The 18,265-nt window shown below is 69.6% G+C and carries 16 protein-coding genes; 9 read left to right on the top strand and 7 right to left on the bottom strand.

Annotation, left to right across the window (positions count from 1 at the left end; translation table 11 throughout):
- Positions 1-142: 142 nt before the first annotated feature.
- From ACWDR4_RS43175 to ACWDR4_RS43165, 3 genes are read right to left on the bottom strand one after another with little or no spacing between them, the layout of a single operon-like run.
- Positions 143-1,240 carry a hypothetical protein gene (locus ACWDR4_RS43175; RefSeq protein ID WP_450416799.1) on the bottom strand — a complete coding sequence of 366 codons (1,098 nt, stop codon included), beginning with the start codon at positions 1,238-1,240 and terminating at the stop codon, positions 143-145.
- Positions 1,241-1,250: 10 nt separating this feature from the next.
- A complete protein-coding gene (locus ACWDR4_RS43170) occupies positions 1,251-1,505 on the bottom strand; it encodes a MoaD/ThiS family protein (protein ID WP_450416797.1) in 255 nt (84 codons plus the stop codon).
- Between the two features lie 38 nt (positions 1,506-1,543).
- Positions 1,544-2,431 (bottom strand): alpha/beta hydrolase, encoded by an 888-nt coding sequence (locus tag ACWDR4_RS43165; protein ID WP_450416795.1) that lies wholly within the window; start codon positions 2,429-2,431, stop codon positions 1,544-1,546.
- 268 nt (positions 2,432-2,699) lie between these two features.
- Here ACWDR4_RS43165 and ACWDR4_RS43160 point away from each other — a divergent pair, with 268 nt between their 5' ends.
- From ACWDR4_RS43160 to ACWDR4_RS43135, 6 genes are all read left to right on the top strand, one after another.
- Positions 2,700-3,500, top strand: coding sequence for a response regulator transcription factor (locus ACWDR4_RS43160; protein ID WP_450416793.1), 801 nt, complete (start codon positions 2,700-2,702; stop codon positions 3,498-3,500).
- Between the two features lie 116 nt (positions 3,501-3,616).
- Positions 3,617-4,660: a LacI family DNA-binding transcriptional regulator gene (locus tag ACWDR4_RS43155; protein WP_450416791.1), complete on the top strand. Its 1,044-nt coding sequence runs from the start codon at positions 3,617-3,619 to the stop codon at positions 4,658-4,660.
- Between the two features lie 113 nt (positions 4,661-4,773).
- On the top strand, positions 4,774-5,979 hold the full coding sequence (locus ACWDR4_RS43150; RefSeq protein WP_450416789.1) for a S1C family serine protease: 1,206 nt from the start codon (positions 4,774-4,776) through the stop codon (positions 5,977-5,979).
- 69 nt (positions 5,980-6,048) lie between these two features.
- Positions 6,049-6,246: a hypothetical protein gene (locus ACWDR4_RS43145; RefSeq protein ID WP_450416787.1), complete on the top strand. Its 198-nt coding sequence runs from the start codon at positions 6,049-6,051 to the stop codon at positions 6,244-6,246.
- A 117-nt stretch (positions 6,247-6,363) separates the two neighbouring features.
- Positions 6,364-7,101, top strand: coding sequence for a response regulator transcription factor (locus tag ACWDR4_RS43140; protein ID WP_235477107.1), 738 nt, complete (start codon positions 6,364-6,366; stop codon positions 7,099-7,101).
- Positions 7,098-8,549 (top strand): sensor histidine kinase, encoded by a 1,452-nt coding sequence (locus ACWDR4_RS43135; protein ID WP_450416785.1) that lies wholly within the window; start codon positions 7,098-7,100, stop codon positions 8,547-8,549. The genes ACWDR4_RS43140 and ACWDR4_RS43135 overlap by 4 nt, the downstream gene beginning before the upstream one ends.
- A 230-nt stretch (positions 8,550-8,779) precedes the next feature.
- Here ACWDR4_RS43135 and ACWDR4_RS43130 read toward each other — a convergent pair whose 3' ends face one another.
- The gene (locus tag ACWDR4_RS43130) at positions 8,780-9,757 is read right to left on the bottom strand and encodes an AraC family transcriptional regulator (protein WP_450416783.1); all 978 of its coding nucleotides are present in this window, start codon (positions 9,755-9,757) and stop codon (positions 8,780-8,782) included.
- A 131-nt stretch (positions 9,758-9,888) separates the two neighbouring features.
- Between ACWDR4_RS43130 and ACWDR4_RS43125 the strand changes: the two genes are divergently transcribed.
- Positions 9,889-11,994, top strand: coding sequence for a pectinesterase family protein (locus ACWDR4_RS43125; RefSeq protein ID WP_450416781.1), 2,106 nt, complete (start codon positions 9,889-9,891; stop codon positions 11,992-11,994).
- Between the two features lie 185 nt (positions 11,995-12,179).
- On the top strand, positions 12,180-12,902 hold the full coding sequence (locus ACWDR4_RS43120) for a response regulator transcription factor (protein WP_450416779.1): 723 nt from the start codon (positions 12,180-12,182) through the stop codon (positions 12,900-12,902).
- Here the strand turns inward: ACWDR4_RS43120 and ACWDR4_RS43115 are convergent.
- The 3 genes from ACWDR4_RS43115 to ACWDR4_RS43105 all read right to left on the bottom strand — a co-directional run bounded on the left by ACWDR4_RS43115 (position 12,860) and on the right by ACWDR4_RS43105 (position 17,058).
- Positions 12,860-14,656 (bottom strand): ABC transporter ATP-binding protein, encoded by a 1,797-nt coding sequence (locus ACWDR4_RS43115; RefSeq protein ID WP_450416777.1) that lies wholly within the window; start codon positions 14,654-14,656, stop codon positions 12,860-12,862. The two genes, ACWDR4_RS43120 and ACWDR4_RS43115, sit on opposite strands and share 43 nt — an antisense overlap.
- Positions 14,657-14,725: 69 nt before the next feature.
- Positions 14,726-14,848: a hypothetical protein gene (locus ACWDR4_RS43110; protein WP_450416775.1), complete on the bottom strand. Its 123-nt coding sequence runs from the start codon at positions 14,846-14,848 to the stop codon at positions 14,726-14,728.
- Between the two features lie 395 nt (positions 14,849-15,243).
- A complete protein-coding gene (locus tag ACWDR4_RS43105) occupies positions 15,244-17,058 on the bottom strand; it encodes a bifunctional metallophosphatase/5'-nucleotidase (protein WP_450416773.1) in 1,815 nt (604 codons plus the stop codon).
- A 190-nt stretch (positions 17,059-17,248) separates the two neighbouring features.
- On the opposite strand from ACWDR4_RS43105, the gene mshD reads away from it, so the two are divergent.
- A complete protein-coding gene (gene mshD / locus ACWDR4_RS43100) occupies positions 17,249-18,184 on the top strand; it encodes a mycothiol synthase (RefSeq protein ID WP_450416771.1) in 936 nt (311 codons plus the stop codon).
- Positions 18,185-18,265 lie beyond the last annotated feature (81 nt).

The following is an 18,265-nucleotide window of genomic DNA, read 5'->3' as shown; positions in this document are numbered from 1 at the left end:
ATCCCGCCCACCCGCCCCAGGCACCCCCAGCCCGTCCGGCGATTGAGGACAAGGCCCGTTCAGGGCCGGAGCGGGGGTCTGGGGCGCAGCCCCCAGGAACGGGATGGGACGGGTAGGGGCGGCGGGGGCGAAGGAAAAGCCCTTAAGCCAGCGCCCGCCCCACCAGATACACCGCCGGAGCCGCCGCCGCCAACGGCAGCGCCACCCCGGCCGTGAAGTGCACGAACCTCGACGGGTAGTCGTAGCTGGCCACCCGGTGTCCGACGAGCGCACAGGCTCCCGCCGCCACCCCGAGGAACGCCCCCTCGCTCCCCAGGTCCGTCATCCCCCCGACCGCGACCCCGGCCCCCGCAGCCGCCAGCAGGGCGACGACCACCGACGCCACCGTCGGCAACGGCAGCGCGCGGGCGAGCACCGCCACGGCGACCGCAGCCGCCCCGACCGTCACCGCGTCCGGCTCCGCCGCGAGGTGACCGGCCGCGATGATCGCCAGCGCCGCCGAAGCGACCGTGGCCATCAGGCCGGACATCCGGGTGTCCGGATCCGCGTGGGACCGGAGCTGGAGGACCAGGGTCAGCAGGACCCAGACAGCGAGCGTGCCGAGGATCGCCGCCGGCCCGTTCTCGCGCCCCGCCGCCAGCAGGGCCACGTCCGCCGTGAGCCCGCCCGCGAAGGCGAGGGCGATGCCCTGCCGGGCCGGCCACATGCCGTTCAGCCGGAACCAGCCCGCCGCGGTGACCGCCTGGAGGATGACGAGGGGCACGACGAGCGCGTACGACCCGATGGCCGCCGTACCGGAGAGGAGCAGTCCCAGCACAGCGGTGAGCGCAGCCGGTTGCATTCCGGGTTCGATGATCGGCGAACGTCCTTCGAGGCGGGCCCGCTGCGCGTCCGTGATCCGGGCGTTGCCCGCGACCGTGGCGGGCCCGTACCCGGAGTCCCCGGCAGCGTTCTGCGGGGGCAGGTACGGAGTCTCCGGCACCTCCGCCACCGCGGCCGGGGCGGCCTGGGGAGTCGTCACCGGGGCCTGCATCTGCGTCTCCCAGGTCTGGCCCTGCCACTGCTGCGTGTACTGCTGCGCCTGCGCCTCGTCGTACGCCTGCTGCTGCCCGGGCCAGGCCTGAGGCTGCTGCGGCTGTTGTTGCTGGTACGGGTCGTACCCCTGGTTCTGGTACCCGTCCCGCCCGTCCCCGTACTGGCCGTCGTACTGCTGCCCGTACGGCTGCTGCTGATCGCTCATAGCCCTGTGCTCACCCTCCTGCGAACGGCGGGAGCACCTCGACCGTGCCGCCCTCGGCCAGCCGTACCGTCTCATGTTCGCGGGTGCCCACGGGGTCACCGTCGATGAGGAACGAGCATCGGCGCAGGACGCGGACGAGTTCACCGGGGTGTCGCTCGCGGACCTCGTCGAGCGCCTCGGCGAGGGTGACCGCGTCGTACGGCTCCTCGGCGACCCCGGCCGCGGCCTTCGCGGCGGCCCAGTAGCGCACCGTGACCTTCGCCATCTCTTCTTCCTCATCGATCGGCTGTGACAGCCTTCAGGCTAGCCCGCTCGCGCGACGGCCCAGTCCCCGATCCGCCGCAACAGTTCGTCGCCCGCAGCGTTCTCCGCGTGCCCCATCCCCGGTTCCAGCCACAGTTCGCCCGCGTCCCCCGCCGCCTCCGCGAGCATCCGGGGGTGGTCCAGCGGGAAGTAGCCGTCCCGGTCGCCGTGGACGATGAGGAGCGGGGTCGGCGCGATCCGTGGCACCGCCTCCACCGGGGAGAGGGGTACGGGGTTCCAGTCCCGGTGGTGGATGCGCGTACGGAGGCCATAGCGGCCCACCAGGCGGCCCTCGGGGCGGGTCACCAGCCAGTGCACGCGTCGCATGGGGGCCGTACCCCGGTAGTACCAACGGGCCGGCGCACTCACCGAAACCACGGCGTCCGACACCGCGTCCGTGCGCCCCTCGTGCTTCTGCTGGCCCGAGGTCCCGTACAGCGCCGCGTGCCGGAGCACCACCGAGCCGCCCATCGAGAAGCCGACCGTGGCCACCCGGGTGTGCCCGAGCTCACGTGCCCAGCGGACCGCGGCGGCCAGGTCGAGGACCTCGCGGTCGCCGACCGTCGAACGTCCGCCCGAGGCCCCGTGGCCCCGGAAGGAGAACGTCACCACGGCGCCGTACTGCGCGAACGTCTCCGCCACCCGTCGAATGTGTGGCCGGTCAGCATCCCCGGTGAAACCGTGCGCGACGACGAACGCCAGATGATCGGAAAGGTGACCGGGAGGTGGCGCCGAAGCGTCGTATACAACACCTCCCGGCTCGTATACGGCATCGATCGTCACCCCGTCGTCGGTGCTCAGAAACCTACGCAGCGGGGTGCGATCGGCCGTCTCAGAGTTCGGGACGGCGAAAGATCGCGTCACATGACCTGCCGGACCAGTGCTCATGTGGGCTATTCTGCTGGGCAGAGGACTCGGGCAGCGCAGCCCCCGAGTCCTTTTGTGCTTTCGGTGGCGCTGTATACAAAACGGGATACGAAGCGGAACCTTCAGGAAACCGCAGGTGTATCCCCGGGTGTACGTCGCGCGGATCGCACAGCAGTGCCGCAAACGTCCTCGCAGGGACCGAGGAGGAACCAGACGTTATGGGCGAGCCAACCGAGAACGACCGTGTGACAACCGCGACGGCGACGACGATTCGGGTAGGTGGGACGCGATGAGTTCACTTCTCCTCCTTACCAATGCCCTCCAGCCGTCGACGGAGGTGCTTCCCGCTCTCGGCCTGCTGCTGCACAACGTGCGCGTGGCTCCGGCCGAGGGACCCGCTCTCGTCGACACCCCTGGTGCCGACGTCATCCTGATCGACGGCCGGCGGGATCTCCCGCAGGTGCGCAGTCTGTGCCAGCTCCTGCGCTCCACCGGCCCCGGCTGTCCTCTCATCCTCGTCGTCACCGAGGGCGGCCTCGCGGCCGTCACCGCCGACTGGGGCATTGACGACGTACTGCTCGACACGGCCGGTCCGGCCGAGGTCGAGGCGCGACTGCGGCTCGCCATGGGGCGCCAGCAGATCGTCAACGACGACTCCCCCATGGAGATCCGCAACGGCGACCTGTCGGTCGACGAGGCGACGTACAGCGCGAAGCTGAAGGGCCGGGTCCTCGACCTCACCTTCAAGGAGTTCGAGCTGCTGAAGTACCTCGCCCAGCACCCAGGCCGCGTCTTCACGCGCGCACAGCTCCTCCAGGAGGTCTGGGGCTACGACTACTTCGGTGGCACCCGCACGGTCGACGTCCACGTACGACGGCTGCGCGCGAAGCTCGGACCCGAGCACGAGTCGCTGATCGGGACCGTCCGGAACGTCGGTTATCGATTCGTTACGCCGGAGAAGGGCGACCGCGCGAGCGACGAGGCGAAGGCCAAGGCGGCCCTCGCAAAGCCGGAGAATGCGGGCGCTACGGGCGATACGGCGGCCCTGGACGCCGTCGAGGAGTCCACCGAGGTCACAGCCGAGGCCTGACCGGCGGTAGGCGGTCGGTCCGGTTTGCGGCGCACGGCATGGTCCGCGCTCCGGGCGGGTAGTAACGAGTTCCTTACGCCCTGCCCAGAGCGGGTCCATCCGCGTAGACTCCGCGCGTGGCCAAGGTAACCAGGGATGATGTGGCGCGGCTGGCAGGGACGTCGACTGCCGTCGTCAGCTATGTCATCAACAACGGACCCCGGCCGGTTGCCCCGGCCACGCGCGAGCGTGTCCTCGCCGCGATCAAGGAACTGGGGTACCGGCCCGACCGAGTCGCCCAGGCGATGGCATCGCGGCGCACGGACCTCATAGGCCTGATCGTGCCGGACGCGCGCCAGCCCTTCTTCGGGGAGATGGCGCACGCGGTCGAACAGGCCGCGTCCGAGCGCGGAAAGATGGTGCTGGTCGGCAACTCCGACTACGTCGCCGAGCGCGAGGTCCACTACCTGCGGGCCTTCCTCGGCATGCGGGTCTCCGGGCTCATCCTGGTCAGCCACGCCATGAACGACAACGCGGCGGCGGAGATCGAGGCCTGGGACGCCCGGGTCGTCCTCCTCCACGAACGCCCCGAGGCGATAGACGACGTCGCCGTCGTCACGGACGACCTCGGTGGCGCCCACCTCGCCGTCCGCCACCTGCTGGAGCACGGCTACGAGTACGTCGCCTGTATCGGCGGCATCGCCGAGACCCCGGCGGTCGGCGACCCGGTCTCGGACCACGTGCAGGGCTGGCGGCGCGCGATGGACGAGGCCGGCGTCTCCACGGAGGGCCGTCTGTTCGAGGTCCTCTACAACCGGTACGACGCCTACAAGGCCGCCCTGAAGATCCTCGCCGACCCGGCCACCCGCCCCCCGGCCATCTTCTGCTCCACCGACGACCAGGCGATCGGCCTGCTGCGCGCGGCCCGCGAACTGCGCATCGACGTCCCCGGCGAACTGGCGGTGGCCGGCTTCGACGACATCAAGGAAGCGGCCCTGACGGACCCGCCTCTCACCACCGTCGCCTCCGACCGCCCGGGCATGGCCCGCGCGGCCGTGGACCTGGTCCTCGACGACGGCGTACGAGTGGCCGGATCGCGCCGCGAGCGGCTGAAACAGTTCCCTTCGCGGTTGGTCGTACGACGTTCCTGCGGCTGCGAACAGCCGTCCGCTCAGCCGTAACCGCAGGTCCGTAGGCACCCGGCGCGGGTCTTTATTTCGGGCATACGAGGTTCTGTCGGGCTTCTCAGGGAGCACTCAGCCAGCTCTCATGCTTGGGCGACAAGCTCTGTTCCATGACCGAGAGCTTCCGCCGCAGCGGCGAGTACGAGACCCCCCAGGGCCACGAGCCGCAGTCCGCGTACCCCCAGCAGCCCGTTGCCTCTTCTCCTCAGACCTCCTCCCCGGTGAACCCGGAGTGGCCGCCCCCGCCGGCGTACGAGCCGCCGACGGTCCAGCAGCCCGCGTACCACCAGGAGCCGGCCCCGGCCCAGCAGACTCCGTACGGCCAGCAGGCCTCGTACGAGCAGCCCGCAGCCGCGGCAGCCGCGCCCACCGCCACCCTGCTCGCCGAGGCCCCGGCCGACGGCCCCGAGGATGAGGCCGCCCCGGCCCGCAAGAAGCGTGCGAAGGGCCCCTTCGCCCTCCTCGCCGCCGTGGCGATCGTCGCCGCGGCCATCGGCGGCGGTACGGCGTACGGCATCCAGGAGCTGACCAACTCGGACTCCGCCGTGACCTCCAGCAGCACGAGCACCAACGTGGTGCCGTCGAGCGCGAAGGGCACGGTCTCCGGGGTCGCCGCGGCGGTCAGCCCGAGCATCGTCGAGATCAACGCGACCTCGAACGCGGGTTCCTCGACCGGTTCCGGTGTGATCATCACGTCCGACGGCGAGATCATCACCAACAACCACGTCATCTCCGGCGCCTCGTCCATCAAGGTGTCGACGAGCGACGGCAAGACGTACACCGCGCAGGTCGTCGGCACCGACAGCAAGAAGGACCTGGCCCTCATCAAGCTGGAGAACGCCTCCGGTCTGAAGACGGCGACCCTCGGCGACTCCGCCGGTGTCCAGGTCGGCGACGAGGTCGTGGCGATCGGCTCCCCCGAGGGCCTGACCGGCACGGTCACCAGCGGCATCGTGTCCGCCCTCAACCGTGACGTCACCGTCGCGACGGAGGAGAGCCAGAGCCAGGACCAGCAGCAACAGGGCGGCGGCAGCGGCGGCGGGTGGCCGTTCGAGTTCGGCGGCCAGGAGTTCAACGGCGACACCGGCTCGTCCACCACGACGTACAAGGCCCTCCAGACGGACGCGTCCCTCAACCCCGGCAACTCCGGCGGCGCGCTCATCGACATGAACGGCAACATCATCGGCATCAACTCCGCGATGTACTCGGCGAGTTCGTCGTCGTCGGACGCGGGCAGCGCGGGCCTGGGCTTCGCGATCCCGATCAACACGGTGAAGTCCGACCTGGCGACACTGCGCTCGGGCTCGACCACCTGAGCACGAACCCGCTGACCCGCTGACCCGCCGAGACCTTCGCGCACGAGAAACAGAGAACAGGGGTACGTCATGATCAAGCAGGTTTCGCACAAGCTGACCGCCGGTACGGCGGCCACCGGCCCGGCCGCCCTGGACCTCGCCCTCGGCGTGGCCTTCGCCCTGCACCCGCCGACGGCGGCGACCCGGGCCCCGGAGGTGGCGACGGTCACGCGGACGGCAGCCGCCCGCAGGGCGACGACGCGCAGCCGCCGCCCAGCACTCAGCTGACCTCTCAGCTGCGTCTTCCGCTGATCTTTCCGCTGCCTTTCCTTTCCGCAGCAGACCGGAAACGTGCGAGGCTGAAGGCGCCCGCCACGTCCCACCGCACCCGAGGAATCCACGACCATGAGCCCCGCCGAAGGCGACCGTGACACCCAGCGCATCCTGATCGTCGACGACGAGCCGGCCGTGCGAGAAGCACTCCAGCGCAGCCTCGCCTTCGAGGGATACGACACGGAGGTCGCGGTCGACGGCGCGGACGCCCTGGAGAAGGCGACCGCGTACCAGCCCGACCTGGTCGTCCTGGACATCCAGATGCCGAGGATGGACGGCCTGACGGCGGCCCGCAGGATGCGCGGCGCGGGCACGACCACGCCCATCCTGATGCTGACGGCCAGGGACACGGTCGGCGACCGCGTGACCGGCCTGGACGCGGGCGCGGACGACTACCTGGTCAAGCCCTTCGAGCTGGACGAGCTGTTCGCCCGGGTACGGGCCCTGCTCCGCCGCAGCTCGTACGCAGCCGCGGCCGTCGCGGGCAGCATCCCGGAGGACGAGGCGCTGACCTTCGCCGACCTGCGCATGGACCTCGCGACACGTGAGGTGACGCGCGGCGGCCGGGCGGTGGAACTGACCCGCACGGAGTTCACCCTCCTGGAGATGTTCCTGGCCCACCCGCGCCAGGTCCTCACCCGCGAGCAGATCCTGAAGGCGGTCTGGGGCTTCGACTTCGAGCCCTCCTCCAACTCCCTCGACGTGTACGTCATGTACCTGCGCCGCAAGACGGAGGCGGGCGGCGAGCCGCGCCTCGTCCACACGGTGCGGGGCGTGGGGTATGTGCTGCGCCAGGGCGGCGCGGAGTGAGCCGACTGGTACGCCGGTTCCGCACCCTGCCGATCCGCGCGCGACTGTCGATGCTGGTCGCTGCCGCTGTGGCGTTCGCGGTGGCGGCGGTGTCGGTGACGTGCTGGTTCATCGTGCAGGGGAAGTTGTACGACCAGGTCAACCAGGACTTGCAGAAGTCGCTGAGCGTGCCGCGGCTACAGGATCAGGCCGAGTCAGCGGTCAACAACTGCACCCAGCAGGTCTCGCAGGATCTTGGCAACGGCCCCCGGAACACCTATTTCCAGGTGGTCACGGAGGACGGAAAGTCATGCGTCCTGCCGTACTCCGCCGGCACGGTCAAGGTCGCCCAGTCCGACAAGGACGTGGTCAAGAAGGGGAACACCACCCAGGGCAAGTTCCGCAACGGCACCGACGCGTCGGGCAACGACGTACGGGTCCTCGTCCTTCCCATGTTCACGATCACCGACCCGACCACGAACACCACCTCCAATGCCGGTCTCCTCGTCGCCCTCCCCCTGAAGAACACCCAGTCCACCCTCAACGACCTCGCCCTGATCCTCCTGTTCGTCTCCGGCATCGGAGTGGTGGGCGCGGGCGCGGCGGGCCTGGCGGTGGCGAGGGCGGGCCTACGCCCGGTCGACAAGCTCACCGAAGCCGTCGAACACGTGGCCCGCACCGAGGACTTGAGCATCCGCATCCCCGTGGACGAGGAGAGCGACGACGAGATCGCCCGCCTCTCCCACTCGTTCAACTCGATGACCTCGGCGCTGGCCAACTCCAGGGAACTGCAACAGCAGTTGATCGCGGACGCGGGCCACGAACTACGCACGCCGCTCACTTCGCTCCGCACGAACATCGAGTTGCTGACCCGCAGCGAGGAGACAGGCCGCCCCATCCCGGAGGCGGACCGCAAGGCGTTGCTCGCCTCGGTGAAGGCCCAGATGACCGAACTGGCGGCCCTGATCGGCGACTTGCAGGAACTGTCCCGCTCGGAGGGCCAGCGAGGCGAACGCGTCCAGGTGGTGGCCCTGGAGGACACGGTGGAGTCGGCCCTGCGCCGAGCCCGCCTGCGCGGCCCGGAACTGACGATCACGGCGGACGTCCAGCCCTGGTTCGTCCGCGCGGAACCCTCCGCCCTGGAGCGAGCGGTGGTCAACATCCTCGACAACGCGGTGAAGTTCAGCCCCGAGGGCGGCACGATCGAGGTCCAGCTCGCGTCCGGTGTACTCACGGTCCGAGACCACGGCCCCGGCATCCCGGCCGACGAGATCCCCCACGTCTTCGACCGCTTCTGGCGCTCACCGAGCGCAAGGGCCCTCCCGGGCTCGGGGCTGGGCCTGTCGATCGTGGCGCGTACGGTGCAGCAGGCGGGCGGCGAGGTTACGTTGGCCCGCGCGAACGGTGGCGGCACGGTGGCTACGGTACGGCTGCCGGGGGCGGCTACTCCGCCGCCGGAGGCGGTGTAGGGAACTCGATCGGGTCGGCTTCCTGCCGGAAGATCTCGTATGGATCGCGGTCGGCCGGGGTGGGCGGATCCCCACCGAGTGGTGGCAGCGGGTTTCCTCGGTCGCGGAGCAGAGCAGAGGTTCCGCTCCGCGACCGAGATTTCCCCCGTTGCAGAATCAACAATGCCGGGGCGTCGTGCCTTTGTCGTTCGCAGGCGGTGCACACTTTCTTGGCCCTGCGTCTACTCCCCTCAGGACAGCGGCTGTTGCCGGTGTTCCCTCGGTGACCTTCCGTAGGCAGCCCTGAACGCTCGGGTGAAGTCCGCCGGGCGCTGGTAGCCCCAGCGGGCCGCGATGACGTGGATCGGGGTGGCGAGCAGCGAGGTGTCCGCCAGGTCGCGGTGGGCGTTCTCCAGGCGTCGGCGGCGGATCCAGGCCGCCACCGTCTCGCCGCCCGCCTGCTGCTGGAAGATGCGGTGGAGGTAGCTGAGCGAGATGTTGTGGGCTGCCGCTATCACCGGCGGGGTCAGTTCCGGGTCGTGGAGGTTCTGGCGGATGAAGGCCTGGATCTGTGTCGCCGTGGCCCGTCCTCGGGTCTCCGGCGACAACACCGCCTCCGCTTCCAGCAGTTGCGCGAACCATGCCGACAGCAGGTCCAGGACGACCGTGCCCAGGCGGGGCGCGTCCGACAGCTGAAGGGTGTCGATCTGCCGGTTCAGCCCGACCAGGAAGTCCGCCAGCAGTGCCCCGACCCCCTCCTGCCCCGGCAGGTTCCGGCCCAGCAACTCCCGTACCCGGTGCGGCGGCAGCGGCAGCAGCGCCTTGGGGAAGTCCACCGCCATGCCCGTGACGACACCGCCCTGCCGGTCGTCCGCCGATCTGACGTCGTACGCCTGCGAGCTGTCGGCCAGATGCAGGTCGCGCGAGGTGAACGCGGCGGCCTGGCCCGCGTGTTCGAGGGTCAGGCCGCCGTCGGTCAGCAACGTCAGGTGGTACAGCTCGGGATCGGACTGCCGCACCATTTTCGGGGTCCGCCAGTAGCGCGTCGGCCGGAACGACATCTGGCTCACGGTCATCGGCCCCAGTTGCATCAGCCGCTGTTCCGCCCAGAAGTCGGCTGCGTGCTCGCTGATGAGTGCGCTGGAGCGCGTCCGGCCGACCAGTTCCTGCCAGTAGTCGAACCTGTCTCCCTCAGGCACGTCGTCCGTACGGAACACCGTTCCGATCATTCCGCTTTCCCTTCGGCACTCCGGTCCCCGATCTTCGTCTCCGCATCACGGCAACCTTTCGTCGGTCGGCTGCGACAGCCAAGTGACGTGGTGCCCCCTCCAGTTAACCCCTCACTCGATCGGAAGCCGTCGTGAGCGAAACCCGCAGCAAGCCGTCCCGCAGCCGCAGCCGTCACCGCCGGCGCAGAACCGCCCTGGTCGTCGGCGCCCCGCTGGCCCTGGTCTCCGCCGGAGCCATGGCCTACGGCGGTGTCCTCGGCGTGTTCGGTGCGGACGCGCAGCCGAAGGCCTCCGCCGCGACCGCCACCGCCTCCGCGCTCGCCGGTGTCACCGACGTCGCCAACGGCTTCGCCTCGGTCAACGCCCTTGGGCAGAACGGGACTTACGGCGGCCGGGACGGCAAGACCGTCACCGTGACGACACTCGCCGACCTGGAGAAGTACGCGACCGCGGCCGAGCCGTACATCATCGTCGTCGCCGCCACCATCAACATGAACCCGGTCGGCAAGGAGATCAAGGTCCAGTCCGACAAGACACTCATCGGCGCCGGGACCTCCGGGCAGATCGTCGGTGGTGGGTTCTTCCTCGGGCAGGGTGTCCACAACGTCATTATCCGGAACCTGACGATCCGGGACGCCTACCAGGGTGTCTGGAACGACAAGGAGCACGACTTCGACGCCATCCAGATGGACGGGGCCCATCACGTCTGGATCGATCACAACGACCTTCGTCACATGGCCGACGGGCTCATCGACAGCCGCAAGGACACCACCTACCTCACCGTCTCCTGGAACAAGCTGAGCCAGGAGAACAAGGCCTTCGGCATCGGCTGGACCGAGAACACCACCGCCGACATCACCATCCACCACAACTGGATCCGTGAGACCGAGCAGCGCAACCCGTCCACCGACAACGTGGCCCACGCGCACCTCTACAACAACTACCTGGAGGACGAGGCGGGCACCACCATCAAGTCCTCGTACGGGAACTACTCCCGCGGCAAGACCAACATGGTGCTGGAGAACTCCTACTTCCAGGGCATGACCAACCCCGTCGTCCGCGACGCCACCGCCACCGTCGTCCAGCGCGGCAACGTCTTCTCCAGCACCACCGGCAAGAACGAGAGCGGGGGGTCCGGCGCCGCCTGGGACCCGAAGACGTACTACAGCTACACCCTGGACAAGGCCGCCGACGTGCCCGCGCTCCTCAAGTCCGGTGTGGGGCCCCGGAGTTCGGTGGCGAAGGCGACGACCGCGACGACAACTGCCGCCGCCGCGACCACCCTCACCGTCGCCGCCGACGGCTCCGCCCAGTACAAGACCGTCCAGGCCGCCGTGAACGCCGTACCCGCCAACAACGCCTCCCGCGTCCTCATCTCCGTGAAGCCCGGCACGTACCGCGAGATCGTGAAGGTGCCGGCGAACAAGCCGCACGTCACCATCCAGGGCACCGGCGGCAGCCGCAAGGACACCGTCATCGTGTACGGCAACTCGGCCGGCACCCAGAAGCCCGACGGATCGGGGACGTACGGCACCGCGGGCAGCGCGACCCTCGCCGTCGAGTCGGACGACTCCCAGGTCCGCAATCTCACCGTCACCAACGACTTCGACGAGGCCAAGAACCAGAGCCAGGCCGGTCACCAGGCCGTCGCCCTGCGCACCGGCGCCGACAAGGTCGTCCTCGACAGTCTCATCGTCAACGGCGACCAGGACACCCTGGAGTTGGAGACCGCCGGCAAGGACACCCTCGGCCGCGTCTACCTCACCAACTCCTACGTCACGGGCAACGTCGACTTCATCTTCGGCCGGGGCACGGTCGTGGTCGACAAGTCCGTCATCACGCTGAAGAAGCGCTGGGACGGCACCTCCGGCGGCTACATCACCGCCCCGAGCACCCCGGCCAACCGCAAGGGCATCCTCATCAACAGCACCACCGTCAACGGCGACGTGGCCGCCGGGAGCTTCTTCCTCGGCCGCAACTGGCACGCCGGCGGCGACGCGGCCCTCGACCCGCAGACCACGGTCCGGAACTCCAGTCTCAGCGCCGCGATCAAGACCGCGACCCCCTGGTCCGACATGGGCGGCTTCTCCTGGAAGGACGACCGCTTCGCCGAGTACAAGAACACCGGCGCGGGCTCGGGCGCCGCGAGCAGCAACCGCCCGCAGCTGACCGACGCCCAGGCCACCGGCCAGGAGATCGCCGACTGGCTGGGCGACTGGACACCGACGGCCGGCTGACCGTCGTACGGCCGCCCTCGCCAAAATAAAAGAGACCGGCCGGGGAGCGGGGCGCCGACGCCCAAGGGAGCGCACGCCGGCGCCCCGCTCCCCGGCCCCACCACACATCACGTACGCCTTACCTCCCCAGCCCCTCCACACCCCTTTCCCAGGCACACCACAGCCCGTAGCGCCACGTTGTACGGATGGTTGCGCGGAAGATCCTGTTGGCCGATGACGACGCGGCCGTACGTGAAGGGCTCGACCGGGTGCTCCGGTTCGAGGGGTACGAGACCGTCCTCGCCGGGGACGGCCGCGCGGCCCTCGCCTATGTGTCCGCACCGGACACCGCACCCGACCTCGTGCTCATGGACGTCACCATGCCGGGCCTCGACGGGCTCGCCGCGACCCGGCGGCTACGGGCCTCCGGGTGCACGATCCCCATCCTGATGATCACCGGACGGAACGCCGTCGGGGACCGGATCGTCGCCCTCGACAACGGCGCCGACGACTACCTGATGAAGCCCTTCGCCATCGAGGAACTCCTCGCGCGCGTACGGGCGTTACTGCGCCGGAGCCCGCAACGCGAACCCCGGCCCTCGCCGCTCGCGGGCATCGGCTTCGAGGACGTCCACCTGGACCCGCGCACCCGTACCGTCACCCGCGCGGACCGCCGACTCGACCTCACCAAGACCGAGTTCGCCCTCCTCGAATACCTGCTGCGGCGGCCCGGCCTGGTCCTCGGCCGGGGCCAGATCCTCAAGGACGTCTGGGGCTTCGACTTCGAGCCCACCTCCAACACCCTTGACGTGTACGTCATGTACCTGCGCCGCAAACTGGAGAGCCGGGGCGAACCCCGGCTCATCCACACAGTGCGCGGGATGGGCTACACCCTCAGGGCCAACGTCAGCGTCTCCTCCGGACGGTAGGGCAGGGATTGCGACGGCAGCGGTGACGCCAGCCGCGCGTACACCCCGCCCCGCGCCATCAGTTCGTCGTGCGTGCCCGTCTCCGCGAGGCGGCCCCCGTCGACGACCAGGATGCGGTCCGCGTCCGGGGCCAGGCTCAGATCGTGGGTGATCATGATGGTCGTACGGCCCGCCATCAGCCGGCGCAGCGCCGGGACGATCCGGCGGGCGGCGATCGAGTCCAGGCCGGCCGTCGGCTCGTCGAGGACCAGGACGGGCGCGGAGCGCAGCATCGCCCGCGCTATCGCGATCCGTTGCAGTTGCCCGCCGGAGAGCGTGGCCGTGCCGGGGGCGATCCGTGTCCCGTACCCCTCCGGGAGCGCGGCGACGAAGCCGTGGGCGTCGGCCGCCCGTGCCGCCGCCTCGATCTCCGCGTCGCTCGCGCCGGGGCGCCCGCACTCGATGTTCTCGCGGATCGACCCGTGCAGGATCAGCGTCTCCTGCGGCAGCAGGGCCACGTTCTCGCGCAGGAAGGTGAGGGGTACGTCGGTCAGCGGGACGCCGTCCAGGCAGATCACGCCGTCCGAGGGGTCGTAGAAGCGGGTGAGGAGTTTCGACAGGGTCGATTTTCCGGCGCCGCTCGCTCCGGTGATCAGGACCAGCTCGCCGGGGGCGGCCGTGAAGGTCACGTCACACAGCGACGGCCTGCCCGGGGCCTTCTCCGTGCCGGGGTAGGTGAAGGAGGCTCCGTGGACGCTGACCCACCCGCGTACCGGCCACGCGTCGACCGGGTGGGCCGGGTCGGCGACGGCGGGTTCGGCGTCGAGCAGCTCGCCGAGGCGTTCCGCGCCCGCGGTCGCCGCCGTCAGGGTCAGGCCGAGCTGGCCGAGGCTGCGGATCGGCGGGTAGAGGTAGCCGACGAAGGCGGCGAACGCGAGCAGCGCGCCCAGTGACATCCGGCCGGCGGAGATCTCCCAGACGCCGAGCCCGATCACCGTGAGGACGCAGAGCGTCTCGACGACCTCGACGAACTGCTCGTACATCTCGCTCAGCCGCGCCCCGCGCACACTCGCCCGCATCCAGGCGCGGGCCTCGCGGTCGAGGCGCTTCTCCTCGTCGCGGCGGCGGTTGTAGGCCTGGGTCAGGACGATGTTGCCGAGGGACTCCTCCACGACCGAGGTGATCGCGCCGTCGGCGACCCGCTCGTCCTGGCTGGCCGTCCTGATCCGGCCGGCGAAGCGGCGGGCGGCGAGGAGGAAGAGGGGGGCCAGGAAGAAGGTGACCAGGGCGAGGTCCCAGCGCAGCCAGAGGGCGGCGGCGGAGTAGAAGACGGCCGAGAAGGCGGCGGAGACGGTACCGACGACACCCGACACGACCATCTGTTCGATGGCCTCGACGTCTCCCGTCAGACGCTCCACCAGGTCGCCCTGGCGGTGCTTCTGGAAGAAGTCGGGCGGCAGATCCTGGACGTGCCGGAAGACGCCCGCCCGGAGCCGCAGCACGAATCTCTCGGCGGTCCAGGTGGCGAGCGAGTTGCCGGCGTAGCCGACGAGCGCACCGAGCACGGCGACGGCCAGCCAGGCACCGGCCGGGCCCCAGAAGGCGGAGAGGGAACCGGCCTCAAGGGCGTTGTCCGTCAGCTCCGCGAACAGCAGGATCGCGGCGGTCTCGGCCAGCGCGGACACCACCACACACGCGACGATCGCCACCAGCCACTTCCGGTCGCCCCGCGTCAACGGCCAGAACCGGCGAAAGGCCTCACGGACTTCCCTCATGGTCACTTCCTTCCTTACATGGCTGAGGCGGGGCCACCTGTCCGGTGGCCCCGCCTCACAGCGGGCCTCTCAGCCCTGGTGCCCGACCGGCCGGCGCTGGATCTTCTTCGGCGCCGCCTTCTTCACGACCTTCTTCTTGGGGGCGGCGGGCTTGGCGGCCTTCTTGACGGGGACGATCTTGTGGAAGCTCATAGGAATTCCCTCCCGGGTTATGAATCAACTGTTGGCGGTATGGGTTTTTCTGTGTTCTGCGTCAGTCCTTATGGGCGACCGGTCGACGCTTGGGAGTGACCTTCTTCGGCGCCGGGACGGCCTTGCGGGCCTTCTTGACCGGGGCGATCTTCTTGAAGCTCATGGTTTGCTCCTTCTGCCGTTGCTGTTTGCTTTCGACATGGAAAACATTACGGGATTCCGGAGCCAGGAAAAGCCAATTCCGCTTAGACCTCAATGAATTGCACCTGAGACGAATTTTCAGGACATCCAGGGAACCGATCGACAATTCACACAGGACTTATTACGGGCATTACAAAGGGGCCCAGGGCGAGATGCCCTGGGCCCCTTCGATGCGACTACTGCCGCTACTGCTACTACTGCAAGATCGTGATCCGGTTCGCCGCCGGCGGCGCGATAGGCGCCGTGGCCGTCGAGTTGGCGGTCAGGTAGTCCGCCAGTGCCGCCAGATCGTCCGCACCGACCAGGTCGTTCGTGCCCTGGCCCAGCGTCGTGAAGCCGTCGCCGCCGCCCGCGAGGAAGCTGTTCGTCGCGACGCGGTAGGTGGCGGCCGGGTCGATCGCCGCACCGTTCAGCTTGACCGAGTCGGCGATCACGCGAGCCGCGCCCGCCTTCGTCAGGTCGAGCGTGTAGGTGAGCCCGGACGACACCTGGAGCACCTTCGGCGAGGCCGCGTTCGTGCCGCTCACCTGCTCCTGGAGTACGGAGATCAGCTGCGCGCCGGTGAAGTCCTGGAGGTTCACCGTGTTGGAGAACGGCTGGACCGTGAAGCCCTCGGCGTAGGTGACGACGCCGTCGCCTTCCGTGCCCTTGGCCGCGTACGTCAGCCCGGCCCTGATCCCGCCCGGGTTCATCAGCGCGAGGTCGGTCTCCGGGTCCAGCTCCTTGCCGTACGCCAGTTGCGCGTCGGCGATGAGGTCGCCCATCGGGGACTCGGTGCCGACGCTGGTGATGTCGCCCGAGATGTAACCGATCGCGCGGTTGCCGATCGGCGCCGCGAGGGTGTTCCACTTGCTGATCAGCGCGGTCATGTCCGCGGCCTTGGCGACGGTCCGGGTGACCATGTGGTTCGCGGAGGAGACGGCCGTACGGGCGATGTCACCCGTCCAGCGGTCGTACGTCAGCGTGGTGTCCGTGTAGAGGCGGCCGAAGGACGCGGCCGAGGTGACCGTGCGCGGCTTGCCCGACGGGTCGGGGATCGTGCAGGCGTACGCGGCATGCGTGTGGCCGGTGACCAGCGCGTCGACCTTCGGGGTGATGTTCTTCGCGATGTCGACGATCGGACCGGAGATACCGGAGCCGTCGCCCCCCGCGTCACAGTCGTAGTTGTACGAGCCGGAGGCCGGCAGACCGCCCTCGTGGATCAGCGCGACGACCGACTTGACGCCCTGCTTCTCCAGCTCCTTGGCGTACTTGTTGATCGTCTCGACCTCGTCCTTGAACTTGAGGCCCTTCACACCCTCGGCGGAGACGACACCCGGGGTGTCCTCAAGCGTCACGCCGATGAAGCCGATCTTGACGCCGTTCTTCTTCCACACCCAGTAGGGCTTGAGGATCGGCTTCTTGGTCTTCTCGTCGAGCACGTTCGCGGCGAGGTAGGGGAAGTCGGCACCCTCGAACTTCTCGCCCTTGACGTAGCAGCCGTCGGTCGGGTGGCAGCCGCCCTTCTGCAGGCGGGCCAGTTCCTTGGCGCCCTCGTCGAACTCGTGGTTGCCGACCGAGGTGACGTCGAGGTCGAGGCCGTTGAGCGCGTCGATGGTGGGCTCGTCGTGGAAGAGGCCCGAGATCAGCGGGGAGGCACCGACCATGTCGCCGCCGGCCGCCGTGATCGAGTACGGGTTGTCCTTGCGGGCCTCGCGCAGATGCGTGGCGAGGTACTCGACACCGCCCGCGTCGATCGTCTTCGTCGTGCCGTCGGCCTGGATCTCGGTGACCCGGCCGGAGGAGCCGGACGGCGGCTCCAGGTTGCCGTGCAGGTCGTTGAAGGACAGCAGCTGCACGTCCTGGTAACGGCTCGGCTTGCTGTGGCCGCCGGGCTTGTACGTCGTCTCGCCCGCGCTGGCCGGCAGCGCGACGGCGAGCGCGCCGACCGTGGCGATACCGGCGGCGGTGGCGAGCAGCGCGCGCGTACGGCGTCTGCGGCGGTGGTACGGCTGGGGTGTGGCTGGCATGTGCCCCCCTGAAGTTCGTAAGAGGAGAGGAAGGGACGCCCGAAACGGACGTAAGAAGAACGTGAGAACTCAGTCCCGTCCCGGCGCAGCCTAGGGTCAACGCGCGTAGCGCGACAGGGGTTCAGGGTTACGGAACGGTTGCCTCCCAGGGCACTTCGCCATGAATCGGGCAGGCCTTACCCTCGTAGCCATGACCAGCGACGACACCGCGCCCCCCGTGCCCCCCGGCCTGTCCCGCTCCATCGACACCCTGGCCGCCCTCTCCCCCGGGCAGGCCGACGCCGTTCTCGCGCTGCTCGCGGACGCCGCCCGGATCGACGGCCAGCAGGCGGTGTCCGAGCAGGGGCGGCTGCAACTGCGCCGGGGCGCCCGCGAGGGCGTGTCGCACTTCCTGCTCTCCGTCGGCGACGAACTCGTCGGCTACGCACAGCTGGAGGACACCGACCCGGTCGAGGCCCCGGCCGCCGAACTGGTCGTCCACCCGGCCCACCGCGGCCACGGCCACGGCCGCGCCCTGGGCTCGGCCCTGCTGGCCGCCTCAGGCAAGCGGCTGCGCGTCTGGGCGCACGGCGGCCACTCCGCCGCCCGGCACCTCGCCCAGGTCCTCGGCCTCGCCCTGTTCCGTGAACTGCGCCAGCTGCGGCGCCCGTTGACCGACCTCGACCTGCCCGAGCCCAAGCTCCCCGAGGACGTGACGGTACGGACCTTCGTCCCCGGCGAGGACGACACGGCCTGGCTCGCCGTGAACGCCGCCGCCTTCGCCCACCACCCCGAACAGGGCTCGCTGACCCAGCGCGACCTCGACGACCGCAAGGCCGAGGACTGGTTCGACCCGGAGGGCTTCTTCCTCGCCTTCCGCGAGGGCGAACTCATCGGCTTCCACTGGACGAAGACGCACGCGGCGGAGGGCCTCGGCGAGGTGTACGTCATCGGCCTGCGCCCGGGCGCCCAGGGCGGCGGCCTCGGCCGGGCGCTCACGACCATCGGCCTGCGCCACCTGGCGGGGAAGGGCCTGCCCACGGCGATGCTGTACGTCGACGCGGACAACACGGCGGCGGTCCGGCTGTACGAGCGGCTGGGCTTCGCGACCCACGAGACGGACCTGATGTACCGCACGGAGTCATAACGTCACCAGGTACCGGGGGCGGTGATCTTGACACCGCCCCCTCTCTTGGGCCACCCTTTCACTACTTCATTAGTGAAAGGG

It is taken from the genome of Streptomyces sp. NPDC000878 (assembly GCF_053599695.1).
This window is presented reverse-complemented; position numbering and strand designations above follow the sequence as displayed.